Origin of the sequence: Rhizobium etli 8C-3 (assembly GCF_001908375.1) — a bacterium.
Lineage (GTDB): Bacteria > Pseudomonadota > Alphaproteobacteria > Rhizobiales > Rhizobiaceae > Rhizobium > Rhizobium etli_B.
Genome location: NZ_CP017244.1, coordinates 1,749,186 through 1,775,328, shown reverse-complemented (window position 1 = coordinate 1,775,328; position 26,143 = coordinate 1,749,186). Strand labels below are relative to the sequence as shown.

The window sequence follows — 26,143 nt, the reverse complement described above, 5'->3', positions numbered from 1 at the left end:
GATGTACCACGGACGGACCGTGTCGAGTGCAGCGACGTCCGGTGGGGCAGGACCTTCTTCGGTTGCAGAGTTCGGCGTGCTCGCGTTCAACGCACATCACGTCGAGCATTTTGCAGGGACACGAGTTAGCGCCCCGGCCATCTTCGAGGATCGCCGCCCCTAGGCCAGGGCGGCGACAAAATGAATCGTCTCAGGCTTAGGCCGGCAGTTGGAAGATCCAGTTCGCAATCAGGACTATCGCCAGACCGCCGGCAAGCGCGACATAGGGAAGGATGCCCGCCTTCTTCGCGCCAAGGTCCTGACCTGTGAGGCCCAGATCGTCCATCGCTCCCGCAGGAAATTTGCCTCCGTCCCGCACATAATGGCGATAGGCAAAGACCGGGAGGATGACGGCTGCGAAGGCGAAGCCGACCCAAAGTGCGTTGGCATAACCCCAGACCTTCGCGCCCGCGCCCAGGAAGAGGGCATTGACGAAGGCGAGAAACGTGTTGAGGCCAATCAGCCAGCTCGGCGCCTTCCAGGGACGTTCGATGTGACCGGAATCGATGCGATGGATCCAACCGGAGTTCAGGTTGAGGAAGTTGAAGATGATGTAGCCGACATTGGAGACAGCAAGCACAAAGAAGTAGCCGCCGACATCGGATGCGATCGCCAGAAGGAAGAGGTTGAAGGCGAAGTCCGTCCACATGGCGCGGGTCGGCGCGCCGTTCTCGTTCACATGGTCGAGGTATTTCGGCAGCCAACCGTCCTTGGCGCCTTGATAGAGGGTGCGCGAGGATCCTGCCATGGCCGTCATGATAGCGAGGAAGAGTGCCATGATCATCAGGACGACGAGAAGCTGGGTGATGATGCGACCCGCGCCGATCAACCCACCGAGGGCTTCCGCTACGCCGGTACCGTCGACGATTCCAGGTGCCAGCATGCCGGCATGGCCGAGAACACCCTGGAAGGCGAAGGGCACGAGGAAGAAGAACAAGCAGCATGCAAGTCCGGAATAGAAGATCGCCTTGAAAGTATCGGTCTTCGGATTCTTCAGTTCCCGGGTGTAGCAGACGGCGGTTTCGAAGCCGTAAGTAGACCAGGCGGCGATATAGAGGCCGCCAAGGAAGAGCGTCCAGCCGCCGTTGCTCCACGTACCGTCCACGTCTGAATATGCTGCCGTTGGCGGAAGCAGGCCTGTGACGTTCGCAGCAACGATCTGACCGCTGAAGATCGGGTAGATGCCGATCAAAAGCAGCGGCACGAGCACGATGATCGCCAGCCACTTCTGCACGCTTGCGGTTTCCGAGATGCCGCGATGCTGGATGGCGAAGATGATCAGCATCAGGATGCCGCCGATGAAGAAAGTGGCGTTGATGTTGGCGGTAGCGAGGAACGGAATGCTGAAGCTTGCGAGTGACCAATTGCGGATCGCTGGCGTCAACGCCGCTACGGCATCCGTGCTCAGCAGCGCTTTGATGGCAGCGTCCGGCGCCGTACCGGCATGGGCTGCTATGTATTCTGCAACGCGCGGGCTATCTGCCGTGATCGACGCGGCATGTGCGGCAACCCAATCGAGAGCTGCTTGCGAGTCAGCTGCCGGAATCGGAAAAAACGCATTGAGAATATAACCGGCGGCGATGGCGCAACCGAGCGAAAGCACCGGCGACCAGGCAAACCAGTTGCACCAGACCGAAAGCGGCGCAATGAACTTCGAATATCGCAGCCAGGCGGTTGCGCCGTAAACGGAGGCGCCGCCGGATTTGTTGCCGAACATGCCGGCAATCTCTGCATAGGTGAAGGATTGCAGGAAGCCCATGATCATGGAAATGATCCATACGACGAAGGCGAGCTTGCCTGTCGTGCCTGCGATGCCGCCGATGGAGAAAAGGACGAGCGGCGGCACGCCCGCAGCCACCCAGAATGCACCCTTCCAGTCGAGGGCACGTATAAGCTTACCTTCGGTGCCGGCCGAAATTCCGGCGTCCACTACGTCTGTCATTGCTGAAGTTCCCCATTCGATTGTTCCGGACGTCTCTTCGTGCGTCTCCCTGAACGTGCCTCTCCCGGCATTTGCGGGGCCAGCCTGGTTTTTGGCGATCCGCGCTCGCGCATGGATTCTCAGCTTTGACCCTTGATGCATAGTGAAGATATTTTCTTTTTAGTCAATATGGTTTACTTTCCAACGGCATTTTGTAAACCTGTTTTGGCGGGCGAAAGCGCGCTCCAACGCAAGAGGGTATGATGCGAGATCTCCATCGGGCGATGACCGGGGTGCGGCCGGCTTTCCCGAGCATTGTCCGCTATCCGGGCATTCCCGCGCTGCCGCAGGGCACGCAGCGCTACCGCGTCAAGGGCGGCGGCTCGGCGGTTATGCGCGTCGAGGTCGGTGATCACGTGACCGTCACCGACATGGAAGGCGGTCAGCCTTGTGAGCTTTCCTTCGTCGATGAGGCTGGGCGTTTCCTGTCGGCAGGTCTCGGCGCGGCCTTCACCAATGCCGCCGAGGGACTGAAGGCCATCCTTGCGACTGGGGAAGAGAGCGCCATCCGTACCCGCGCTGCGCTTGCTCGTCGCGGCGTGGATCTTGCGGGGGCCGGCGCGCTACGTCTCTTCGGAGCGGCAGCGACGCCAGGAAGCTCCGCAGAACTTACCATCGTCCTGAAAGGTCTCCTGGTTGTCGCTGCTCCTGCAGGCGTGATGTTGCCGCACATGCAGGATACGTCGACGCCGATCGAGATCAGGATCAGGCGGAGCCAACTCATTCGCGATTATTCTTCGGCCCTGCCCGAGCCGATGGCCGATCCGATCGAAGATATTCGCATCAAGGCGGCAACAGCCTCGGCCTACTTCGTCCGCGCTGGCCAATTCATTCAGATCATTGACGTTTATGGGCGGCAATGCACGGATTTTCAGGCTTTCGCGGCCCGCAAGGTGGACAAGGGTCTCGACCTGGCTTTGGATTCGACCGTCACCCGCACCCTGCTCGGCCGCAGCTACCCGATGCCCGGCCTGCCGTCAAAGGCGTTCGATCGCGATTTTGAACCTCTCGTCGAGATCGTCCAGGACACGGTCGGCCGTCACGACGCCTTCGCCACCGCCTGCAACTCTCGCTACTATGACGATATGGGCTATCCTGGCCACGTCAATTGCACGGACAACTTCAACGCTGCATTGTCGTCTTACGGGATTGCCCCTCGCAACGGCTGGGAAGCGCTCAACTATTTCTACAATACAGGCATCGATGACAAGAACCAGCTATACCTCGACGAGCCTTGGTCGCGCCCCGGCGATTATGTGATGATGCGGGCGCTGACCGACCTCGTCTGCGTCTCCTCCTCATGTCCAGACGATATCGATGCCGCCAACGGCTGGGATCCGACGGATATACATGTCCGAACCTTTTCCAAAAAAGAGAAATTCTCACGAGCGGTAGCCTATCGCATGACACCTGACTCCGACGCTGAGCTGACGCACGAGACCGCCTTCCACCCACGCTTTTCGGCACTCACGAGGGATTACGCGGAATATCGCGGCTACTGGCTCGCGAACCGCTTTTCTGCCGAAGGCCCCGTCGAAGAATATTGGGCCTGCCGCGAAAGGGCAGTCGTCATCGACCTCTCGCCGCTGCGAAAATTCGAAATCACCGGTCCAGATGCCGAGGAACTGCTGCAATATTGTCTGACGCGCGACGTGCGTAAGCTGTCGTCCGGACAGGTCGTCTATTCGCCCATGTGCTACGAAAACGGTGGCATGATCGATGACGGTACGCTTTTCCGTCTTGGCGATAAAAACTTCCGTTGGATCGGCGGTGATGACGCAAGCGGCATCTGGCTGCGCGAGCAAGCGGAAAAGAAAGGCTTCAGGGCCTGGGTCCGCTCCTCAACCGACCAGATGCACAATATCGCTGTGCAGGGACCGAAGAGCCGCGACATTCTGAAGGAGATCATCTGGACGGCGCCACGCCAGCCGACGATCGGAGAACTCGAGTGGTTCCGCTTCACGGTCGGGCGCATCGGGGACCTGGAAGGCGCGCCCGTCGTCGTCTCGCGCACCGGCTATACCGGCGAGCTGGGTTACGAGATCTTCTGCCATCCGAAGGACGCGATGAAGGTGTTCGACGCGGTTTGGAAGGCTGGTGCGCCGCATGGCTTGAAGCCTATGGGTCTCGAAGCGTTGGACATGGTGCGCATCGAGGCGGGGCTGATATTCGCCCATCACGAGTTCACCGACCAGACCGATCCGTTCGAGGCCGGCATTGGTTTCACCGTGCCGTTGAAGTCCAAGGCGGATGATTTCATCGGCCGCGAGGCTCTGATCCGGCGCAAGGAGCATCCGCGTCATCTGCTGGTCGGGCTCGACGTGCAGGCCAATGAAGCGGTTGGCCATGGAGATTGCGTTCACATTGGCCGCGCGCAAGTGGGTGTGATCACCAGCGCTACCCGCTCGCCAATCCTCGGCAAGACCATCGCTCTCGCCCGTATCGACATCACGCACGCCTCTGTTGGAATGGCGGTGGAGATCGGCAAGCTGGACGGCCACCAGAAACGCTTGCCTGCGGTCATCGTGCCGCTGTCGCATTACGATCCTCAAAAGACGCGGCCGCGTGCTTAAGTTCAGCCCGACTTGAGCTGGCCGTTGGAGTGGCGCGGGTAGCCCCAGGGCGTTGGCAAGCAGCCTGACCCTGCCTTACCGGTCGTGCCGCCTCGATGCCAGCATCGTCGGCGAGCAGTTTCAAGTCCCGATTTCGGATCCGGTACTCCATCGTCCAGGCGGCGGGCCCATCGAGCGCCGGGCCCACGACCTGGTCCATGATCGGCACGTCCTCCTCACCCATGGTGGAGGGCGAAGGTCCGTGTCCGGTTAAAAAAGCCGCCAAAGGGCCGCGGTGAACCACCTCCAAGCGGTCGAAGGGCGGACTTGGAATGCTGTCAGTTGCGCAGGTACTCTTCCATCGAATCGTCGAGAGCTTCGACCCAGGGCGTATGGTGCCTCGGCGACATGTTGCCGGTCATGATTGATCGATAGGCGTGATCACGAAAGCCCATGATATTTTCCGCCTTGTGGTGTTCCCATTCCATGAAGGTTCTGTTCGTGCCTTCGATGTCGAAGCTCGGGTAGTCGGTTTCTGCGAGCAGTTCTTTCACGTAGTCTCCCTGATACCAGATCATCTGCTCGGCATCTTCAAGCGCCTCCTCGCGGGCACGCCACATGTCGAAATTCGCCTTCAGTTCGCTTTCCGGTGGCAGTTTTATGCGGCCCATCATGAGGTCGCGAGCCCACCAGGCTTGTACGTCGAACATGTTGAAGGTGTAGAACTGGTCCTGCATGCCGATGTAGAAGAGCTGTGGGTTCTTGTCGAAGACAACGCCCTTGTAGAGACCGTCTGCCCAGAGCCGGTTGGCAGTCCTCAGTCGTAATTCGTCCGGCAGAAACGGAAAGTGATGCTGGTAGCCGGTGCAGAGGATCAGCGCATCGACTTGCTTCATCGAGCCGTCGAGAAAATGCGCAGTCCTGTTTTCGAGCCGGGTCAAGAGCGGCCGCTCCTCGAAATTCTCCGGCCACTTGAAGCCCATCGGCTTCGACCGGTAGCTCGTCGTCACCGATCTGGCGCCGTATTTCCAGCATTGCGAACCAATATCCTCGGCCGAATAGCTGCGGCCCACGATAAGGATGTCCTTGTCCTTGAATTCCAGCGCGTCACGGAAGTCGTGCGCATGTAAAACACGGCCGTTAAAGGTCCTGACACCCTCAAAATAGGGAACATTCGGGGTCGAGAAATGACCGGTCGCAACCACGACATAATCGAACTCCTCGTCATACATGCGGTCCTCGACGCGGTTGTGGGCCGTCACCGTGAATTTCCTCGTCTCCTCGTCGAAGCGCACCATGCGCACGGGCGTGCTGAAGCGCACCCAATGGCGGACATTCGCCTTTTCCACGCGGCCTTTGATGTAGTCCCAAAGCACTGCGCGTGGAGGATACGAGGCGATTGGCTTGCCGAAATGCTCCTCGAAGGAATAATCGGCGAATTCCAGGCATTCCTTCGGACCATTCGACCAGAGGTAACGATACATGCTGCCGTGGACCGGCTCGCCATATTCGTCAAGACCGGTGCGCCAGGTGTAATTCCAAAGCCCGCCCCAATCTGCCTGCTTTTCAAAGCAGACGATCTCCGGGATTTCAGCGCCCTTTTGCGCGGCCGATTGGAAGGCGCGCAACTGTGCCAGTCCGGAGGGACCGGCGCCGATAACGGCAACTCTTGTCATGAAAGCATTCCCCTCTTAATAATATGGCATTGCTTCAGCGCATCGCTGCGCGTTAATCCGGGAAAATGCCGGGGCTGGTGGGCGCCCCGTCATCATATTTCGAAAGCCAATTGATCGTGTCCTCGCGGTAGCGAGTGAGCCCTTTGTAATCGATGAGTTCCGGCGGCAGGGTTCTCAGCACGCGTGGCATGCGTCGCGCCCATTTCGGCACGGTGACCAGCTCGCCCATGTTCATGAGGTAGCAGCGGATGACAAAGAGGATGGCGTTCGAACGCGGCAGGCGCCACAGGCTCTGCAGCTCGACGCGCAGATGTACCTTCTCGGCAACATTCTCTGGCGTCACGGTCGTGCGATCCGGCCCCCATTTGTGGTAGTTTTCCGGGCTGGTATCAAGCCGTGGATTGATCGTCATCGTCCAGTTGAACCGGCGCGTCGGCTTGCCCTGCTGCAGGTTCAGGAGGAATTTTAATGCGCGGTCGAAGACGCCGGCCTGGTGGGCGAGAGGCACGGGCCCGTGCCACTCCATGAAATTCATGCCGATGTCGAAATCGAGCGACCAGTCGGCTTGGGTCGTCACCATCCCAGCATCCATCCAAAGATTTCCGTCGCGCTGGTCAACGATGCAGAAGTCACCCTGCGCCTGCCGCGTGATATATTCGAAGGGCTCGCAAGGCAGCGTCGAGACATCGCCGAAGGTGAAGGTGTCGTCGATGCCGAGCGGCCGGTTGACCCAGCGCCACTCGTCGCCATTCCTCGTGAGGGTGAAGTGTTCGGGATAGCCAGTTGCCTGCTCTTCCATCAGAAGCTCGAGTGTATCCCACTGCGCGTTCATCATATGGGGGAGAGCCTGATAGCGGAGCGGATCCTCCTTCAGCACCAGCATCCGGTCATGCATCTCAGCGACATAGTGCTCATCGACGTCGATCAGGTTTTCGAAGACGGTACCCGGTCTGCCGCGCACGTGCGGCTCCATGTTGACCGAATACATGTACTCGTCGCGATCGAAGGGAAACGGGAAACGGCTGATGTTCTCGGGGCTGTTCCGATAGCTGAAATCGTCGCGGAAACTTTCCTGCTTAAAGGCGATTGCCATGTCGTTCTCCTTGTTCCGCCTTTAGAGCCGCTAGAGGTCGAGATGCAGCGTCTTGCCCTCGAAGCGGGAGACGCAGATCATCACCTTGCGGCCAGCCGCTTTTTCCTCATCGTTCAGATACACGTCGTGATGCAGCAGTTTGCCATCGCAGTTGACGACCTCCGTCTCGCACTGACCGCAGGCACCACCTCGACATAGGAAGGACGCATCGACGCCTGCCGCTTCGATGGCCTCCAGCATGCTTTCGTGATGGCCAACCCTCACGGTTTTGCCGGAGCGCACCAGCTCGACGGTGAAGGGCTTGCCCGGCAACGAGGAAAGGAAGCGTTCCGAATGCAAGTTCTGCTCCGGCCAGCCGGCTTCCATCCCGGCCCTTAAGACGCCGTCGATCATCCCCGATGGGCCGCAGACATAAAGATGCGTGCCGAGCAGCTGACTGTCGAGCAGACGGTCGAGCGGCATCGTCATGCCTTCAGCGTCGCAGTAGATCTTGATCCGTTGAGAGCCGTAGCGCTCGGCCAGTTCCTTCCAATAGGCACTGCGATCGCGCGTGCGCATGGCATAATGCAGCTCGAAATTGGCGCCTTCGCGGGTGAACTGTTCCATCATGGCCATAAAGGGGGTTATGCCGATACCGCCGGCGATCAGCAGATGCTTGCGGGCCCGCCAATCCGGCTGGAAAAGGTTGACCGGATAGCTGACGTTCATCTCGTCACCTTCCTTGACCCTCTCATGCATGAAGGTGGAGCCGCCGCGCGAGCCTTCGACATGCAGCACACTGATCTCATAGGCCGCGCAATCATGCGGCGGCGACATCAGCGAATAGGCATTGCGGCGTATATGGCCAAAATCATTCATCGAGACAATGACATGGGCCCCGCCTGAGAAATATGGCAAAGGCTTGCCGTCGAGCCGCTCGAAACGGAAGCGCTTGATGCGCTCTGCAACCGGCGTCACCTTCGTCACGCGGACGGGAATTTCACGACCACCGCTCAAAGGAACAACTCCTCAGGATCGGGCGCGCTGCCAGGGTCTTCCGCATCGATGTTGACGCCCTGGAAGGCACCGAGCCGTCGCGAATAGTGATCACGCACGAGGAGCGTCAGTCCGCAATGGCTGCAGGTGAAGGGGCTCGCAGTCACCTCCTCATTGATCCCTTTGCAATGCACGCACTGGACACGCCGCGCCAGCGAGCCGCGATGTTCGGTGATGATCGAGGCGGAATCCATGCCGTGATCGAGCCCCACCATCATTGCCTGTCCGATGAAACCCTCCGTCCCGGCGACATAGAGGCGAACGCCCATGTGAGCGGTTGCCAGCAATGCCTTCAGCCGCGACAAAAGGGTTGCAATCGTTGGCGCCGTCCAGAAGACATCTGTGCCCAGGCCGAGCAGCGTCGTGTCATGGCCTTTGCCCTTCGACCCGCGCGCGACATAGAGGATTTCGCTGCGTGAAAGGATCGTTAAGTCGAGGGCGGCTTTCTGGTCGATGAGCGCGAGCGCACCCTCACCCTCGAGCGCGAAGATATGCCGCTTGGCATGCGGCTCGATTGTCAAACCTTTGTAGAGCGGACGGCTCTTGATGCCTGCAACAAGCATGGCGTGCTCCCTAACCTAAAGCGGTCCGCTTCTTCTTTTGCGGATCGTCAAAGGGAAGCACATGCGCGCTGGCCGTGCTCTGTACGCTCTTGCCACGCACTTCGAGCTTCGTGTCATGAACAGCCTTGTCGACATCAAGCCTGGCGATTGCCATGGATTTCTTCGTTAGCGACGAATAGCTCGGGCATGTGATGACGCCGACCTTTTTGCCATCGGCCCAGACCTCATCGCCAAGATCGGCCGGGCCATCGGCATCGATCAGCATACCGAAGATCTTGAAGCGCTCCTTGCCTTTGAGGCGCGCATGCTCCTCGGCACCCCGAAAGCCGGTCTTGCCGGGACTGACGGTGAAATCGAGGCCAAGTTCCCAGAGGCTGTCGCCGGGCGGTTGATCGGCAAAGGGATACATCTGGGAATTGTCATAGGGATAAAAGAGCAGATAGCTTTCGACCCGCAGCATGTCGAGCACGCTGAAGCAGCAGGGAATAATGCCCATATCTTTGCCCTCTTCGACGACCCGATCCCAGACCATGACGGCATCCTGGCCGCGCACGAAGATCTCGTAGCCACGCTCACCGGTATAGCCGGTGCGCGAGATCATCACCGGAGCGCCGAAGAGCGTCGTCTGAACGTGATGGAAATATTTGAGGTCGCGGATACCGGGCACATAATTGGCGAGATAGTCGATCGCCAAAGGTCCCTGAAGCGAGAGATCATGCAGATCGTCGTCGAAGAGCACCGCGCAATTGCGGCCGGCCGCCTGCTTGACGACCTCCTCGTGGCCGGACCCGGAACCATGCACCAGCATCCAGGAATTCGGACCCGTGCGGTAGACAATGCAATCGTCGGTGAAATGACCGCGACCATTTAGCATCGTGGCATAGACCGAGCGACCGGGATAGATCTTCGTCATGTCGCGGGTGGTGACGTAGTCAAGCACAGCGATCGCATGGGGGCCGACCAGATGCACCTTCTTCAAGCCGGAGACGTCCATGATACCGGCCTTGGTGCGGACGGCGACGTGCTCTTCCGACATGTCCTTGTCATAGGTCCAGGCGGTTCCCATTCCGCTCCAGTCCTCAAGCTTCGATCCGAGAGCGCGATGCCGATCCGCCAAGGCGGAGAAACGCCAAGATAAAGCCATTCTCGTTCCCTTATGTTTCTTCTACGGAATATTTGTTTCCTGACTATATTCGTCTTTCGCGTCGTGGCAAGCCTGCCTGAGCAGGGATTCCCTGAAATATTCAGCGGCGGTTGCCCTTGGCGGGGTCGGCGGAGAAGACGATGCTGGCAATCGGTGGCCGGTTTCGACGCTGCTGGAAGCGGGGTGCTGTGGCATCGTTGAAAGAATTCCCCGACAGCGAGTTCACCGACGAGGCGGGGCCTTCGCTCTGTCTGGCGCGTTGAAATGGGTGATGGCGGCGGCACAGCACCGCGACCGGCTTTACTCGTCGCTGCAAGGGCTTGCCGGGAAGAGGGGGACTTCGCTCACATCCGAAAAAGGACCAGCGGGTCTTTCAGGGTCGACTTTCTGGTTTTTTTTTTAAAGCAACCTATCCCGTTTTGCCACGCTGGGGATAACAGATGATCGAGAGGTAGCGGCTCGGCAGCTCGACCAGCACTTCCGGCCCGTGCGGCGCATCGGCGTCAAAGAACAGGCTGTCTCCCGGCTGCATCGGAAAAAGCTGGTCGCCGTGGCGATAGACGACTTCGCCTTCCAGCATGTAGAGAAACTCCATACCCTCATGCTGAAAGGTCGGGAAGACGTCGGAATCGGCCGTCAGCGTGATGAGATAGGGTTCGACAATGACGCCGCTGGAATTGTTGTCGATATGTCCGAGCAGATTGTATTGATGTCCCGCCCGCGTGCCGCGCCGCTCGAGCTCGATGCCTTGGCCGGCTTTGACGAAGACGGCATTATGAGGCTCTTCGTAACGCCGGAAAAAGGCGGTGAGGGGCACGCCGAGGGCGCGGGAAAGCGCTTGCAACGTCGTGAGCGAAGGCGAGATATTGCCGTTTTCGATCTTCGAGAGCATGCCGAGCGAAATGCCGGTTGCGGCGGCGAGATCGGTGACCGTGATGCCGAGCTTCTTGCGATAGGCGCGAACCTCGTGGCCGATCGCCATTTCGAGATTGTTTTCCTTCGGTTCGCGGACAGCATGCGGGTCCTGAGAAAGAGCGGTCCGGTTCCCGTGCGGCTGTTCCTCTTGGCTCATTTTGTCATCGCGCTTGGCCTTCATGCATCGTCCTTTCGCGTTTCCCTCCCCGGAACCCTATCGCCGTAGTGAAATTTTCTCAATCGTGAAGAAAGTGAGTGATCAGCGCTTATGGCTGGCGCCATACTATGGAGTTTCGGTCTCGCCCACATCGTGCTCGCCGGTCCCCTATAACAGCGGTTAAGGCATGGGCGAGAGGAGAGGACTTTCACCGGTCAGCCAGCTCCGTTAAATCTGTAGATACTGGGCTTGGCGGTGGTAGGTTCGAAGACTGGCTCGCCGCCATGACCTTCTGATTTGTTCAACGGTTCCATTCATTCGCAGGCAAGCTCGAGCTTTGAATTTTATACCGGTGGAAAGGTCTTTCCGCCGGTCTCGCTCTCTTCGACATCGGCAGATAGCTCATCTCATGAGGGACACAAGAAGGGCTGAACAGATCTGACCTACGTCCTGACCCCGCGGATGCCGATGGTTTTCCTGAAGGCACTGCCTCTGATCCATTGTCCCGCAAAGGACCGTTCACCGCCAGAAGGCCGAACCGGATTACCCCCCGAGGCTCAGTTCTTGTGGAGAGCAGATTTTTTGGCTGTTGTCGGGGCCGATCTTCAATACGTCCGGTGAGTCAAACGCTATGCCGAAACATGGCACGCGGGTATCTGCCGTGTTGCCAACGGATTGTGACCGATCTCAACGACACTCTGCGAGGAGCGAGCCTCGTATTGATGTTCCGGTCATGACGCAATCGCGTTGCCTGCGAGACGCCAGCAGCATAGCTATCGTCGATGCAGGGCGTTAACGGCCCCGCGATGACGAATGCCGACAGGGATCGGTCGGGGGCCGGAGCTGTATGCGCCGGCGCAGAGTCCAGGCCAATCGCCATCGCCAGAATGGAGAATGCGAAAAGTGCAAGGCCGACGACATGATCAGATATTGCATGGCGACGGCGCTCCAGATGCTCTTCCAGATAGTTCGGTTGTTGATCTCTTTCGTCGTCGTGCATGACAAACTCGCTTGGTGGATTTCTAGACGATAGGTTCCGCAAAGTTGGTCTTCAGCTATTGGCTGCGGAACCATTTTTTGGCCTTTGAAGGCTGAATCACGGCTTGTTCATGAAGGGCTGTTGTTCTTGAACGGCAGTTGCCGGATCCGCTTGCCGGTAGCGGCGAAGACGGCGTTCAGGACGGCCGGCCCGGCGACGGCGATGGTCGGCTCGCCAACACCGCCCCAAAAGCCGCCGGAGGGCATGATGATTGTCTCGACCGCCGGCATCTGATCCATTCGCATCACCTCATAGGTGTCGAAATTCTCCTGTTCGACGCGGCCGCCTTTGATGGTGCATTCGCCATACAGGCAGGCGGAGAGACCGTAGACGAAGGACCCTTCGACCTGACGTTCGGCCTGGGCGGGATTGACGATATGACCGGGATCCGTCGCGGCGACGATGCGGTGGATCTTCAACTGTCCGTCGGTGATGGAGATCTCGGCTGCAGCGGCGACATAGCTGGCAAAACCCATGATCTGCGCCAGGCCACGGTAAACGCCTTGCGGCGCCGGCCTTTCCCAGCCGATGCGATCGGCCACGGCTTCCAGAACCGCCAGATGCTTCGGATGGTTGGCCATCAGCTTTCGGCGGAAATCGAGGGGATCGATCCCGGCCGCATGGGCAAGCTCGTCCAAGAAGCTCTCTACGTAGAAGGCATTTTGGTTGAGGTTCACGCCACGCCAAAAGCCGGGGGGTATTGGAGGATTTCGCATCGCATGGTCGATGAGGAGATTTTCGACCGTGTAGCCGAAGACACCTTCGCTGCCACTGTCGTTCAGCCCCTGGAACACGATTGGATCGTGACCGTTCTCACGAAACGCCTGGGGACGGAGCGAGGAGAGGATAGACTGACCGCTGATGCGCATGTGAAGCGCCGTCAGGTTGCCGTCGGCATCAAGTGCGGCCCGCATCCTGCACTGCGTTGTAGGGTGATAGGAGCCGTGCAGCATGTCCTCCTCGCGCGACCAGATCAGCTTGACCGGTGTGCCCGGAAACTCCTTGGCGAGCATGACCGCCTGGCGCACGTAGGATTCGTTAGCGCCGCGCCGGCCGAAGCCGCCGCCGAGATGCAGCTTGTAGACCTCGCATTGTCCGATCGGCAGGCCGGAGGCATCAGCCACGTTGACAAGGCTGCTTTCGCCGTTTTGGGTCGGCACCCACACCTCGCATTTGTCTGGCGTATATCGCGCCGTCGCGTTCATCGGCTCCATCGTGGCGTGGGCCTGATAGGGGAAGGAATAGGTTGCCGTGACGACCCGTGCTGCTTTCTCAAGTGCTGCAGGCGCATCGCCGATCGACGTGCCGACGAAGGCATCGTCAGCATCAAGGCCTTCGGCGAGCATTGCGGCGATCGAGGCGGTGGTGACGGCAGTGTTTGGACCATCGTTCCAGACGACCGGCAACGCGGTGAGCGCCGATTGCGCCTGCCACCACGTGTCGGCAACCACCGCCACGGTTGCCTCATCGATCTGCACGACCTTGCGCACGCCCGGCCTCGCCGTGACGGCTGCGGCATCGAAGCTTGCAAGCTTGCCACCGAACACAGGGCAGGCCTTCACCGCGGCGTTCAACATTCCGGCCAGTTGCACATCGGCGCCGTAGATCTGCCTTCCGGTGAGCTTGTCGGCGGTATCGAGCCGCGGAAGCGGCTTGCCGGCGATCTTCCAGTCCTTCGGGTCTTTGAGCGCGAGAGTGCTTGGAACCGGCATCTGTGTGGCAAGCGCCGCCACGGCGCCATAAGACGTCGTCCGTCCGGAAGCGGGATGGGTGATGATGCCGTTTTGAACCGAGCATTCGGAACGCGGGACATTCCAGGTACTGGCCGCGGCTGCAATGAGCATTTCGCGTGCGGCGGCTCCGCCCTGCCTGACATATTCGTGCGAACCGCGAATCCCCTGGCTGCCCCCGGTCGAGAAACTGCCCCAGACGCGCTCGCGTCGAAGGCTCTCCCCGGGCGTCGGATACTCGGTGGTGACCTTGGACCAGTCGCATTCGAGCTCTTCCACGACGAGCTGTGCCAGCCCCGTAAGCGTGCCTTGCCCCATTTCCGAGCGTGCGATCCGGACGACGACGGTGTCGTCCGGATGGATCAGAACCCAGGCGTTGACTTCCGGCAGTATATCCAATGCCGCCTGCTCGGCATTTGCAGACAGCGGAATCTGAAAGCCCAGCGAAAATCCGCCGGCCGCAGCTGCCGTACCGATGAGAAACTTGCGACGTGATAGCGTGACCACATTCATCGTTCTACCCTCAGCCTTTCTGCGCGGCACTGCTGTTTGCAGCGGCGAGCTTGATCGCAGCCCGCACCCGGTTATAGGTGCCGCAGCGGCAGATATTGGTGATTTCGGCGTTGATATCGTCATCCGACGGATCCGGGGTCGTGTTCAGCAAGGCGGTGGCCGCCATGATCATGCCAGCCTGACAGTATCCGCATTGCGGCACGTCGAGCGAAAGCCATGCCTGCTGGACCGGATGGGAGCCATCGGCCGAAAGCCCTTCGATCGTGACGATCTCCTGGTTTGCATCGATAGCGCTGACCGGCATAGCGCAGGAGCGCGTGGCGACGCCGTCGATATGCACTGTGCATGCGCCGCACTGCGCAATGCCACAACCGAACTTCGTGCCGGTCAGGCCGGCCTGTTCTCGCAAGGCCCATAAAAGAGGCGTCTCCGGATCCACGTCGATATCGCGGGTGACGCCGTTGATGGTGAGTTGCACCATGACATGCTCCAATCTCTTGAAAGAAAGTCCCAGATGCGATGGCGGTTTTGTCCGCCATCGCATGCTTGATCAGGATGCACCGGTGGTTACCTGGTCAGCCGGCGTTGCGCTGCGCGTCCGATCTGGACTGGTCGGCCGGAGGAACCGGCTGCGATTGCGAGCTCGCGGACTGGAGCCGTGTGCAACCGGATCCTTGAGCCAGGGAAGTGCCTGCCGCCGCAAGAAGACCGACGCCGGCTGCGAATGCGATGAGAAAACTCTTCATGGATGCCTCGCTTCTGGTTGAAGTTTGAATTGCCTGAGAACGGGAGGACCCATCTCGGGCTGCTACCGGAGCTTCCGCTCCGTCTTTTCCCCGCCCGGCACATGCGCCTAGTTGGCGGCGGAAAGGCTCCTCAGATAGGCAATGATCGCCGATCGCTGCTCCTCGTCACGAACACTGACGGTCATCGTCGTGCCGGGAACAACCTGTCGCGGATTGGCCAGAAAGGCTTGCAGCCTCTCCTCGTCCCAGACGAAGTCGGACCCACCGAGCGCCTTCGAATAGCGTGCGCCTTGGATCGTTCCCGCCAGCCGGCCGAGAAGGCCGGAAAGATGCGGCCCCATCCGGTTTTCGCCGTTGTTGACACTGTGACAGGTGCCGCAGCGGGAGCGGAATAGTCTTTCTCCCTCCGGATCGACCGCCTCCTGCGCCAGTCCATTGCCGGCAGCGGCGAGCGACAGCGAGAACACCAGCATTGAGCCGAGACAGATTGGTTTCATTGAAATCCTCACGTCATTGCCTCTTGCATCGTCGAGACTGCTTGGATGCAGATGAACGGGCTGCTTCGCTGCAGATTTTTTAGACACTTGCAGGCTAGGGGCGGTTTGTCGCAGAGATGTGCCAGAGGGGCAGGAGAATTGTCGCGAAATGTCTCAAGCCGACTGGACATGCTTGCATGCGCGCTTGAGGCGGGATCGAAGAACTCATGCGCCAGTTCAGGCTATTCCTCGGAAGGACCGGCATTTCCCCAGGTAACCGGATCGCCGGTTTTGACAAACTTTGATACACTTTTGGAGATGCCGGGGTTTCTCCGTCATTTTATATTGCGGTTCATGTCTTCTCTCCATGCGCGAGGCGCTCCATGCAGTCGGCACCCCATATCGTCGTCGTAGACGATCACCGGGACATCCGCGACCTTGTCGGCAAGTATCTTTCCCAGCAGGGCTATCACGTCAGCGTCGCCGAAAGCGGCGCGGCGCTGCGGCGCATCGTCGAACGCGGCGCCCCGGACCTGATCGTTCTCGATATTATGATGCCGGGCGAGGATGGTCTGTCCGTCTGTCGCCAGCTGCGTGGCACACTGGAGATACCGATCATATTCTTAACTGCGATGGCGGACGACACCGACCGCATCATCGGGCTGGAGCTCGGCGCCGACGACTATCTCACCAAGCCCTTCAACCCGCGGGAGCTTCTGGCGCGCATCAGGGCCGTGCTGCGCAGGGTCAACAGCCTGCCGCCGCAGCAGCGCGAGACGATCAAGGCGAAAACCGTGACCTTCGATCAATGGCGGCTGGATGTCGGTCGCCGGGAGCTCATCGGCGAAGACGGCGTCGGCATCGCACTCAGCACTGCGGAGTTTCGCCTGCTCAAGGCCTTCCTGGAACATCCGGGTCTCGTCCTCAGCCGTGACCAACTTCTCGATCTGACCGTCGGCCGTACCGCCGATTTCTTCGATCGCAGCATCGACAACCAGGTTAGCCGCTTGCGCAAGAAGATAGAGTTCGACCCGAAAAATCCCGCCATCATCAAGACCCATTGGGGTGGCGGTTACAGCTTTTCTGCGGAGGTGGCATCCCGATGATGCGATGGTGGAAAAGGAGTCTTGCTGCGCAGTTCATCGGCTTCTTGCTGCTTGCGCTCGTCATATCGCAAGCCCTTGCATTCCTGATCTCATGGGACGAGCGCGACAAGGCTCTGCGGGCGGCTGCCAAGGGCGAGTTCTTCAGCCGCACCGCATCGCTTGCAAGGCTGCTCGAATCCCTGCCTGTTCCTCTTCGCCAGGACGTCCTGCTTGCCAGTGGAACAGGCTACTCGCGCTTCTGGATCTCCGCCGGCGATCCGGCCGATGCGGACCATTGGCGCACGGTGGCAGTAGCACAGCTTGCAGAACCATTGCCGAACTTGCCCGACTCGCGACGGAACTCGCAGACGCAGTCGAGGCACCTGCCGGCGAAGCTCGGCTATGAACGGGGCCTCTTTGCGGCTGCAAACGCTTCCGATGACTGGACCACCCTGGCGTCTGGACCATGGTCCCTGCCGCATGCGGCCAAGTTCCTCTATTTCGATCAAACGAACGGAATGGGGCTTGCCGTACGGCTCAGCGACGGCAGCTGGTTGAATTCCGCTTATCACAAAGTGATGCCGAGCACGCTCTGGAACACGCAATCGCTATTCTCGCTCGGCATAACGGCGATCGTTCTTTCGATCATCGGTGTCTTCACTGCCAATCGCATTACCCGGCCGCTGCGGGGTCTTGCTTCGGCCGCCGAGGCTCTTGGGCGGGGCGAGACGGTGGAGAAGCTGCCCGAATCCGGGCCTGACGACATCCGCCAGACAGCAGAAGCGTTCAATCGGATGCAGTCGCGGCTGCACCGCTTCGTTGAGGATCGGATGCGCATGCTTGCGGCGATCAGCCATGACCTGCGTACGCCGCTCACATCCTTGCGTCTGCGCGCCGAATTCGTTTCGGATCCCGACGTACAGCAACGGATGCTGGCGACGATCGACGAAATCCAGACGATGACCGAGGCGACACTTGCCTTTGCACGGGGGGAGGCGACCGTCGAGGAAACCAGGACGATCGAGCTCAACGCCCTTGTCGGCAGCCTTTGCGACGACCTTGCGGAGCTCGGGCAGAGCGTCGAATTTTCCGAGGGCGCGAAGATCAACTATCGATGCCGCCCCGAAGGCCTGCGCCGCGCCATCCGCAACCTGGTCGAAAACGCGGTGCGTTACGGTGGCCAGGCCAGGGTCCATCTCTTTCACACGCCGACGACGATCGACATTGTCGTCGAGGACGACGGTCCCGGCATTCCCGAAAACGCAACCGAACAGGTGTTCGCGCCGTTCTTTCGCCTCGAGCAGTCGCGCAGCCGCGAGACTGGCGGCGTCGGCCTGGGGCTTTCGATCGCCCGAGCCATCGTCCGCCATCACGGCGGAGATATCGTTCTTTCTAAGAATCGGCCGGCGCAGAAGTTGCCGGGGCTGCGGGCGTCGGTGTCTCTGCCCAAGGTGATGTCTGGTTGAGGCCGATGGTGAGGTAAAAGTTGCTGCCGAAGTCTTGGCCGGCCAAACACTGCATCTGATGTTGAGGTGTTGCTGGCCGCCGGCCCGCGTCGTCTTCTAGCTCGCTGATCTGCTTCTCGTCCTTGCCCTGAAAGCATGCACTTTCCGAGATCAGTTTAAGCGTTGATATCGCCTGCTCGCAGGTCAAGCCGCTCTCGCACGGTTGCGACAAGCTGTGCCTCAACCGTCCCCCATTACAACTTTCCGGGCCATCGTCGTCGGAAATGACCGTGTCTTTAAGGCAGCTGAGAACCGGTCACAGCGACGTAAATTGCATAGAGCGAGCGGGTTGCCGCGATGAACAGCCGGTTGCGTTTGGGCCCGCCGAAGGTGAGGTTCGCGACGGTTTGCGGCACGCGGATCTTGCCGATCAGCTTGCCCGTCGGATCGAAGCAATGCACGCCATCACCGGCACTCGACCAGAGGTTCCCGTTCACGTCTGTGCGGATGCCGTCTGGAATGCCGTTGTCGATGAGGCAAAAGACACGGCCGTTGGCGAGCAGACTGCCATCGACCACATCGAAAGCGCGGATGTGACGCGGCTGGCTTTCGTCATGGCTTGCTGCCGAATCCGCCACGTAGAGCGTTGTCTCGTTGGGCGAGAAGGCAAGGCCGTTTGGCTGGATGAAATCGGTGACGACCGCCGCAAGCTCGCCGGTCGTCGGGTCGAGCCGGTAGACGTTGCGGGTCGGTTGTTCCGGCTCGGCGCGATAGCCTTCGTAGTCCGACATGATGCCGTAGGTGGGATCGGTGAACCAGACCGTGCCGTCGGACTTCACCACCACGTCGTTCGGAGAATTGAGCCGCGCGCCCCCGAAACGGTCGGCGAGCACCGTGATCGAGCCGTCGACCTCGGTGCGCGTGAGACGACGCATACCGTGTTCACAGGAGATGAGCCTTCCCTGCCTGTCGCGCGTATGGCCGTTGGTGAAGTTGGACGGTTGCCGGTAGACGGAGACGCCGCCCTCGGGTGTCCATCGCATCATGCGCTGGTTGGGAATGTCGCTCCACAGAAGCTGGTTCGCGTCGTTGAACCAGACGGGACCCTCAGCCCAGCGGCAGCCGGAATAGAGTTCGTCGAGACGGGCGCTCGTCACGATCATCTGCCGGAAGCGCGCGTCGTGGATTTCATAGATGTCGGCCTCGACCATGGAGCTCTTTCCGTTTATCGCATGCCGGACCGGCGACCGCCGGCGAGCATGATGACGCTGATGATGATGAGGCCGGTCATGATGAGGCGGATGCCCGCGCCGAGCCCGTAAGTGTTGAGCATGGAAACGACCAGGAACATGAAAAGCGATGCGCCCCAGATGCCTGGCACGTTGGAATCTCCGCCGGCGACCGCCGTGCCGCCGATGACGACGACGGCGATCGACATCAGGAGATATTCCGAACCCATGTTGAGCGCTGCGCCGCCGGAGAAGCAGGCGAGCAGAAAACCTGCGACCGATGCGAGCACGGCGCAGAAAAGGTAGGTGACGAAGCGGGTGCCGTCGACCGGTATCCCCGCCATGCGCGCGGCCGGCATGCTCTGGCCGATCGCCGAGATCCAGCGCCCGTAGATCGTCTTCTCGAGCAGGAACCAGGCAAGGATCGAGATGAGGAATGCGACGATCGCCACGTTCGGCGCGCCGAGCGTGTTCGACGTGGTGAACTCGGCAAGCATGCTTGGAGGCTTGATGCGCAATCCCCGGTTCGTCCAGATTGCGGCGGACTGCACGATGAAGCTTATGGATAGAGTCGCGATGATCGGCGGAATGCGCAGCGCCTTGATGAGCGCGTAATTGCACAGGCCGACGACAAGGCCGATCAAGATGACGACAAGAAAGCCGGGCAGGATCATGCCGTTTTCGACATTCATGAGTTTCAGCGCTACCGTACCGGCAAGCGTCATGGTGGCCGGAACCGAGAGATCGATGTTGCCGGGACCGAGCGTGATGACGAACATCTGGCCGATCCCGACGATGACCGAGAAGGCCGCGAAGGTGAGCGCGGCTTGCGACAGGCCGAGCGTGCTGGCACCAAGCGTTACCATGATTGTCAAGAACCACACGATAAAGGCGGCAAGCCATGACCATATCCAGGGTTTGCTGAAGGGCCGCAGGAGCAGGATCATCGGCGCCTCTCCCGCTTTTCGAGACGGTTGAGCATCAGGCGAAGCGCGAGCACGATGATCAGGATCGCGCCCTGAGCCCCGATCTGCCAGTCCGGCGAGATGCGTAGGAACGAAAGGAACGAGCCGGCGAGCGTCAGCGTCAGCGCGCCGATCACGGCGCCGATAGGAGAGACGCGGCCGCCGATAAACTCGCCGCCGCCGAGGATCACGCCGGCGATCGAAAGCAGCGTGTAGCGCAGCGCGATGTTAGCATCGGCTGCGGTGGTCAGGCCGACGAGGGCGATGCCAGCGAGAACCGCGAAGAAGCCGGCAAGGCCATAGGCGGTGGCGCGCGCCCGGACAATCGACCAGCCGGCGCGCTCGACAGAGCGCTGGTTGCCGCCGATGCCGCGGATCAGCACGCCGAGCGAGGACCGCATGATGACGAGATGGGCGACGGCAGCGATGACGATACTGGCGACGATAGCCATCGGCGCCAACGGGGGCTTGACAGTCATCAGCCAACGCACCCAGTCCGGCGCCTGCCCGCCCGGTGACGGCAACAGCAGTACGGCAAGGCCACCCCAGACGAAGCTCATGCCGAGAGTCACGACAATGGACGGCAGGTTGCGCAGATGGATGACGATGCCGAGCGCCGCATAGGTGACGATCGCCCCGGCGAGGATCAGAACGCCGGTCACGGGGGCGTCCCGCAGAAAGGTCGCGGTTACGCAGGCGATGAAGCTGACAAAGGTGCCCATCGAGAGATCGAGGTCATTCACGGCCATCACGAGCATCTGGGCGATCGTCGCAAGCGCGATGGGTACGGCAAGGTTGAACAGTAGATTGAGCCCGACATAGCTCATGGCGCGCGGTTGCAGCCAGAAGACAGCCGCGAGCAGCAGCGTCAGCGACAGGGCGGGAATGGCAAGACGCATGGCGTCGGACGAGAGCCGGAACGTCATGCGGCGACACCCTCGAAGGAGGCGGCGATGATGTTCGTCTCGTTGACGGCGTCGCCGGCGAGTTCGGCCGCGATACGACCCTCGCGGAAGACGTAGACGCGGTCGCAGAGGCTGACCTCGTCCATCTCCGTCGAATACCAGATGAAAGTCCGGCCGTGCGCGGCTTCCTCGCGAATGATCGCGTAGACTTCCTGCTTGGTTCCGATGTCGACGCCGCGCATCGGATCGTCCATCAGGACAATCGGAGCACGCGTCGCAAGCGCGCGCGCAAAGAGGACCTTCTGCTGATTGCCGCCTGAAAGCGACAGGATGCGGTTGTCCATATCGGGGGTACGGATCTCGATCCGCCGCTTCCAGTCGGCGCCTTTCGTCGCCTCTTTGCCTGGGAGGATGAGGCCGCGCCGGGACAGGTCGCCGAGCGAGGCGATGGAGAAGTTGCGCAGGATGCTCCACAGCTCGAAGACGCCGTTGAGGCGGCGGTCGCCGGCGACGAAGGTGACGAGTGGATCACGCTCAGGCAGCCAGTTGCCGGCCTGGGAGGCATGCAGGGCGAGCAGGAGCTCGGTCTGCCCGTGGCCTGCCAGACCCGCCAGTCCAATGATCTCACCCTTGCGCGCCATGAAGGAAAGACCTGCTGCCTGATGGGACAGGACGAGCGGAGCGGTGGACTGTTCGCGCGCCGAGCGCTGCCCTGTCTCGTCTTTCGCAACGGTGCCCATGGCTTCCACGACGCCATGATGGTCGAAGTCGTGCGCGGGGCGTTCGGCGACAACGCGGCCATCCTTCATGACGACGATGCGGTCGGAGGTTTCGAGGATCTCGTGCAGGATATGAGAAATGAAGATGACGGACCCACCCGCGCCAACGAAGCGGCGGACATGGTCGAGCATCTGGCGAGCAAGGCTTGCATCGAGCGACGAGGTCGGTTCGTCGAGGATCACCAGCCGCGGCGGAACGCCGGCGTCGGAAAAGGCCATGGCGATCTCGACCATCTGCCGCTCGGCAATCGAAAGATCTCCCACGGTCCGAGTGCTGTCGATGCCATGGCCGGGAAAGACAGTGTCGAGGCTCTTGCCAATGATCTGTGCGGCGCGCTTGCGCCAGCCAAAGCCACCGAGATCGCGATGCATGATGCGCGCATTCTCGACGATGGAGAGGTTAGGGCAGAGCGAAAGTTCCTGGAAGACGCAGCGCACACCGCGGGCACGTGCGACGTTGATGCCATAGCGTTCCAGCCGCTCGCCGTCGCTCGCGACGCTTCCTTCGTGCGGGGTGAGCCCGCCGTTGATCACGCTGACGATCGTCGACTTGCCGGCTCCATTGTGTCCGACGAGCCCGACGCATTCGCCCGGCATGACATGGAGCGTCACGCCGTCGAGTGCCCTGACCGCGCCGAAGCTGACCTTGGCGCCATCGACCGCGATCACGGCCTTCAAAACGTCATTCATGCTGCCCGCCACATCTGCTCGCAAAGGATGCCACGCAGCCATTCGCGGCCTTGGCCGGAAAAAATTACTTCGCCGACTCGATGACCTTGACGGCATCTTCCTGCGTGTACTCGACGTTGGCAACGCCGCCGGCCTGCGTATTGGCAAGGTTCGTCTCGAGATTGTCCTGGTCGATGCGCAGGAAGGGCACGACGAGGTCCTTCTTGACCTCCTTGCCATCGAGGATCTGCTGGGCGACCCAGAAGGCCAGCGTGGAGACGCCCGGCGCAATGGACACGGACATGGTCTCGTAGCCCTTCGCGTCCTTCTGCTGCTTCCACCACTTCAGTTCGTCCTCGCGGTTGCCCATCACAATGATCGGCATTTTCCGGTCGGTCGCGGCAATCGCCTGTGCCGCGCCATAACCGTCTCCACCCTGCGTCACCACGCCGACGATGTCGGGCAGGCTTGGCAGAATGCCGGCAACAGCCTTCTGCGCCACGTCCTGCGCCCAGTCCCCGTGAACGGAGCCGACGATCTTGAATTGCGGAAACTGCTTGACGCCCTCGTGGATGCCAGCCGAGATCTCGTCGTCGACGAAGACACCGGCAAGGCCGCGGATCTCAAGCAAGTTGCCGCCGGCCGGGAGTTTCTTCGACAAATACTCCACCTGGCTGCGGCCCATTTCCTTGAAGTCGACGGCGATGCGCCAGGCGCAGGGTTCGGTCACGATGCCGTCGAAGGAAACCACGGTGATGCCGGCGTCGCAGGCTTCCTTGACCGCGCCGTTCAGCGCCGTCGGCGAGGCGGCATTCAGCACGATCGCGTCATAGCCTTGCAGGATCATGTTCTGGATCTGCGCGGCCTGTTCCGTCGCCTGGTTCTCGGCGGTGGTGAACGCGTCGGCTGCGGCAACGACGCCAGTCTTCACGGCTTCGCCCGTTACCTTTCCCCAGCTTGTCAGCATGGCCTGGCGCCAGGAGTTGCCGGCATAATTGTTGGACAGGGCGATCTTCTTTGCCGACGTCTCGGCAAAGGCGGAAACGGGCAGCGCGGCGCAAGCTATTGCGGCCGATACCAGAAGCATCTTGCGGATTTTCATATCTCTCTCCCTCATGATCACGCCGATTAGCGGATCGCTTCACTGCCTGCCCAAAATGGGTTCGAGTGAAAATTGTTCTTGCACTGAGCATCCTCCTCTCAGTAAGGGCAGGATGCGGGAGATCGACCGGCCTGTATAGGGGCAAGGCGGCAAGTCGTTTGCGGGTTTTGCGCAACAAGCTGCGGGTTTACGCAAGACGGCGGCGCTTCCGCGGGCGCTTACTGCGAAGCGATCGCGGCAGGTTGAGGAGCCTGCTGCCGTCTCGGGGAGGAACTGACGATGCTGCATCTGGCACCCGCAGCCATGTTCGACCACTATCTCGGCATTTCCCGGCTGCTGGCGGGCCAGCTCGACTTCCGCTCGGCCATCCGTTCGGTCGCCGCCGAGGTTGCCCACATCATCCCGCACGATCATCTCGATGTCTGTGTGCTGCTTGAGGGCGGCAACTACCACACGGCCTACGAGACAGGGATCGAGACCGCCTGGGGCGACCTTGCCGGCGCGCCGGTGGTCAACAGCCCCATCCGCTCGCTGCTCTGGGGCGAGGTGGACTTTCTTCTGGCGAACGATGCTATGACGGACCCGCGTTTCCACTTCGAGGGCGCATTCAAGCGGCCGATCGTGGAACAGTCGCTGAGGAGCCGCTTGCATGTACCGATGAAGGTGCAGGGTACGATCATCGCAGCGCTTTCCTGCTCGTCGCAAAAGCCGGACGTCTATACGATGGAGGATATCGAACGCGCCCGCATCATCGCAGATCTGCTGACGCCCTATTTTTTCGCCCTGCAGGCGGCCGAGCAGGCGCAGCGCTCGGCCATCGTGGAGGCGGAGGCGCGTGCGCGCGAGGAGGGGTTGCGACAAGGCGCGCTGAAATTGACCGAAGCGCTGGAGCAGGAGCGCCAGCGGATCGGCATGGACCTGCACGACCAGACGCTGGCTGACCTGACGCGGCTCGCCCGCCGGATCGATCGGCTGTCGGCCAACGCCGAGATGGCGCCAGAGGCGCTGGAGCCCATTTCCCGTTCGCTCCAGCATTGCATGCAGGACCTGCGCCAGATCATCGAGCAGGCAAAACCCTCCGTGCTCCAACTCTTCGGCCTCGCCCAAGCGATCGAGCATCATCTGGACCGATCGACCCGCGACACGGGATCGGGCATCGAATGGGGGCTCGCCGACGAGACGCATGGCGCACTGGAGCGACTGGAACCGAGTGTCAGTGTCGCGCTGTTCCGTATCGCGCAGGAGGCGATCAACAATGCGGTGCGCCATGCCGCCCCGCTGGCCGTCATGGTTCGGCTCGAGGCTGACGACGACCGGCTGTCGATCGAGATCTCCGACGACGGGACCGGGCTCGCCAAGACGCGGGGACGGATCGGCGGAGGCATAGACAACATGAAGACCCGTGCGCGGCTCATCTCGGCGCGCTTCACCACCGGGCCTGGCCACAACAACCGCGGCACTGTGGTGCGCGTCGTGCTGCCGCTCGTGCCGCACGAGCCTGCGAGCGGGTCAAACTGAGGAAGAGGCTACGATGAAGGTTCTGATCGTCGAGGACGACCCGTTGCATCGGTCCTATCTGCACGAGGCGGTCAACGCCGCCCTGCCGGAATGCGACACAGTTATCGAGGCGGAAAACGGAACCGTCGGCGAAAAGCTCGCCCGCGATCACAAATCCGCGCATATCGTCATGGACCTGCAGATGGCGAGCCGCAACGGCATCGAGGCGGCGCGCACGATCTGGAAGGAGCGGCCGGAGACCCGCATCCTGTTCTGGTCGAATTACTCGGACGAGGCCTATGTGCGCGGCGTTTCCCGCATCGTGCCGGACGGTGCCGCCTATGGCTATGTGCTCAAATCCGCCTCCGACGAGCGACTGAAGCTTGCGCTACGCTCGATCTTCATCGAGAGCCAGTGCGTCATTGACCGCGAGGTGCGGGGCCTGCAGCAGAAGAGCCTCGGCCAGACAAACGGCTTTACCGATTCCGAATACGAGATCCTGGTCGACATCGCGCTGGGCCTCACGGACCGGGCCATCGCCAGGCGTCGGGGCCTCTCGTTGCGAAGCGTCCAGAACCGCTTGCAGCAGCTCTACGACAAGCTCGACGTCTACCAGACCAACGGCGACGACCACGAAGACGGCCGCTTCAATCTCCGCGCCCGCGCCGTTGCGGTCGCTTTCCTGCGCAAACTCCTGAACTACAGCGCTCTGGAGCGGGCTGAGGCAGAGTTGCAGGAGTGGCTTGATGGATTCCATGAAAGCCCGCGCGAAGGGCATCCCCGGCGGGCTCGAACCTGAACTTGCCGC

The 26,143-nt window shown here is 60.8% G+C and carries 20 protein-coding genes and 1 pseudogene; 5 read left to right on the top strand and 16 right to left on the bottom strand.

The window, feature by feature from the left end; translation table 11 throughout:
- Positions 1-196: 196 nt before the first annotated feature.
- Positions 197-1,981, bottom strand: coding sequence for an APC family permease (locus AM571_RS33330; protein WP_074065185.1), 1,785 nt, complete (start codon positions 1,979-1,981; stop codon positions 197-199).
- 242 nt (positions 1,982-2,223) lie between these two features.
- On the opposite strand from AM571_RS33330, the gene AM571_RS33325 reads away from it, so the two are divergent.
- On the top strand, positions 2,224-4,593 hold the full coding sequence (locus AM571_RS33325; RefSeq protein ID WP_074065728.1) for a DUF1989 domain-containing protein: 2,370 nt from the start codon (positions 2,224-2,226) through the stop codon (positions 4,591-4,593).
- Between the two features lie 130 nt (positions 4,594-4,723).
- Here the strand turns inward: AM571_RS33325 and AM571_RS38595 are convergent.
- The 10 genes and pseudogenes from AM571_RS38595 to AM571_RS33270 form a co-directional block, all read right to left on the bottom strand.
- A pseudogene (locus AM571_RS38595) lies at positions 4,724-4,844 on the bottom strand (chemotaxis protein); the annotation flags it as partial.
- 66 nt (positions 4,845-4,910) lie between these two features.
- Positions 4,911-6,248 (bottom strand): NAD(P)-binding domain-containing protein, encoded by a 1,338-nt coding sequence (locus AM571_RS33315; RefSeq protein WP_074065183.1) that lies wholly within the window; start codon positions 6,246-6,248, stop codon positions 4,911-4,913.
- Between the two features lie 52 nt (positions 6,249-6,300).
- Positions 6,301-7,341 (bottom strand): heme-dependent oxidative N-demethylase family protein, encoded by a 1,041-nt coding sequence (locus AM571_RS33310; protein WP_074065182.1) that lies wholly within the window; start codon positions 7,339-7,341, stop codon positions 6,301-6,303.
- A gap of 30 nt (positions 7,342-7,371) precedes the next feature.
- On the bottom strand, positions 7,372-8,337 hold the full coding sequence (locus AM571_RS33305; RefSeq protein ID WP_074065181.1) for a PDR/VanB family oxidoreductase: 966 nt from the start codon (positions 8,335-8,337) through the stop codon (positions 7,372-7,374).
- Positions 8,334-8,939, bottom strand: a complete 606-nt coding sequence (locus AM571_RS33300; RefSeq protein WP_074065180.1) for a dimethylamine monooxygenase subunit DmmA family protein — start codon at positions 8,937-8,939, stop codon at positions 8,334-8,336. The genes AM571_RS33305 and AM571_RS33300 overlap by 4 nt, the downstream gene beginning before the upstream one ends.
- Before the next feature lie 10 nt (positions 8,940-8,949).
- The gene (locus tag AM571_RS33295; RefSeq protein WP_074065179.1) at positions 8,950-10,083 is read right to left on the bottom strand and encodes an aminomethyltransferase family protein; all 1,134 of its coding nucleotides are present in this window, start codon (positions 10,081-10,083) and stop codon (positions 8,950-8,952) included.
- Positions 10,084-10,492: 409 nt separating this feature from the next.
- A complete protein-coding gene (locus AM571_RS33290) occupies positions 10,493-11,179 on the bottom strand; it encodes a helix-turn-helix domain-containing protein (protein WP_074065178.1) in 687 nt (228 codons plus the stop codon).
- Positions 11,180-12,262: 1,083 nt separating this feature from the next.
- Positions 12,263-14,437, bottom strand: coding sequence for a xanthine dehydrogenase family protein molybdopterin-binding subunit (locus AM571_RS33280; RefSeq protein ID WP_074065176.1), 2,175 nt, complete (start codon positions 14,435-14,437; stop codon positions 12,263-12,265).
- Between the two features lie 10 nt (positions 14,438-14,447).
- Positions 14,448-14,918 (bottom strand): (2Fe-2S)-binding protein, encoded by a 471-nt coding sequence (locus AM571_RS33275; RefSeq protein ID WP_074065175.1) that lies wholly within the window; start codon positions 14,916-14,918, stop codon positions 14,448-14,450.
- Between the two features lie 372 nt (positions 14,919-15,290).
- Positions 15,291-15,656: a c-type cytochrome gene (locus tag AM571_RS33270; protein WP_074065727.1), complete on the bottom strand. Its 366-nt coding sequence runs from the start codon at positions 15,654-15,656 to the stop codon at positions 15,291-15,293.
- Positions 15,657-16,042: 386 nt separating this feature from the next.
- On the opposite strand from AM571_RS33270, the gene AM571_RS33265 reads away from it, so the two are divergent.
- Together AM571_RS33265 and AM571_RS33260 are read left to right on the top strand one after the other, a co-directional pair.
- Complete coding sequence (locus tag AM571_RS33265; protein ID WP_074065174.1) at positions 16,043-16,765, top strand: response regulator; 723 nt, start codon at positions 16,043-16,045, stop codon at positions 16,763-16,765.
- Positions 16,762-18,210 carry an ATP-binding protein gene (locus AM571_RS33260; RefSeq protein ID WP_081377266.1) on the top strand — a complete coding sequence of 483 codons (1,449 nt, stop codon included), beginning with the start codon at positions 16,762-16,764 and terminating at the stop codon, positions 18,208-18,210. The genes AM571_RS33265 and AM571_RS33260 overlap by 4 nt, the downstream gene beginning before the upstream one ends.
- A gap of 275 nt (positions 18,211-18,485) precedes the next feature.
- On the opposite strand, the gene AM571_RS33255 is transcribed toward AM571_RS33260, so the two are convergent.
- From AM571_RS33255 to AM571_RS33235, 5 genes are all read right to left on the bottom strand, one after another.
- The gene (locus AM571_RS33255) at positions 18,486-19,400 is read right to left on the bottom strand and encodes an SMP-30/gluconolactonase/LRE family protein (protein WP_074065173.1); all 915 of its coding nucleotides are present in this window, start codon (positions 19,398-19,400) and stop codon (positions 18,486-18,488) included.
- A 14-nt stretch (positions 19,401-19,414) separates the two neighbouring features.
- A complete protein-coding gene (locus AM571_RS33250; protein WP_074065172.1) occupies positions 19,415-20,365 on the bottom strand; it encodes an ABC transporter permease in 951 nt (316 codons plus the stop codon).
- Positions 20,362-21,309 (bottom strand): ABC transporter permease, encoded by a 948-nt coding sequence (locus AM571_RS33245; RefSeq protein WP_074065171.1) that lies wholly within the window; start codon positions 21,307-21,309, stop codon positions 20,362-20,364. The genes AM571_RS33250 and AM571_RS33245 overlap by 4 nt, the downstream gene beginning before the upstream one ends.
- Positions 21,306-22,757 (bottom strand): sugar ABC transporter ATP-binding protein, encoded by a 1,452-nt coding sequence (locus AM571_RS33240; protein WP_074065725.1) that lies wholly within the window; start codon positions 22,755-22,757, stop codon positions 21,306-21,308. The genes AM571_RS33245 and AM571_RS33240 overlap by 4 nt, the downstream gene beginning before the upstream one ends.
- 64 nt (positions 22,758-22,821) lie before the next feature.
- Positions 22,822-23,838 (bottom strand): ABC transporter substrate-binding protein, encoded by a 1,017-nt coding sequence (locus tag AM571_RS33235; RefSeq protein WP_074065170.1) that lies wholly within the window; start codon positions 23,836-23,838, stop codon positions 22,822-22,824.
- A gap of 279 nt (positions 23,839-24,117) precedes the next feature.
- Between AM571_RS33235 and AM571_RS33230 the strand changes: the two genes are divergently transcribed.
- Both AM571_RS33230 and AM571_RS33225 read left to right on the top strand, forming a co-directional pair.
- Positions 24,118-25,356, top strand: coding sequence for a GAF domain-containing sensor histidine kinase (locus tag AM571_RS33230; RefSeq protein ID WP_074065169.1), 1,239 nt, complete (start codon positions 24,118-24,120; stop codon positions 25,354-25,356).
- A 13-nt stretch (positions 25,357-25,369) separates the two neighbouring features.
- Positions 25,370-26,134, top strand: a complete 765-nt coding sequence (locus AM571_RS33225; protein WP_074065168.1) for a response regulator transcription factor — start codon at positions 25,370-25,372, stop codon at positions 26,132-26,134.
- Positions 26,135-26,143 lie beyond the last annotated feature (9 nt).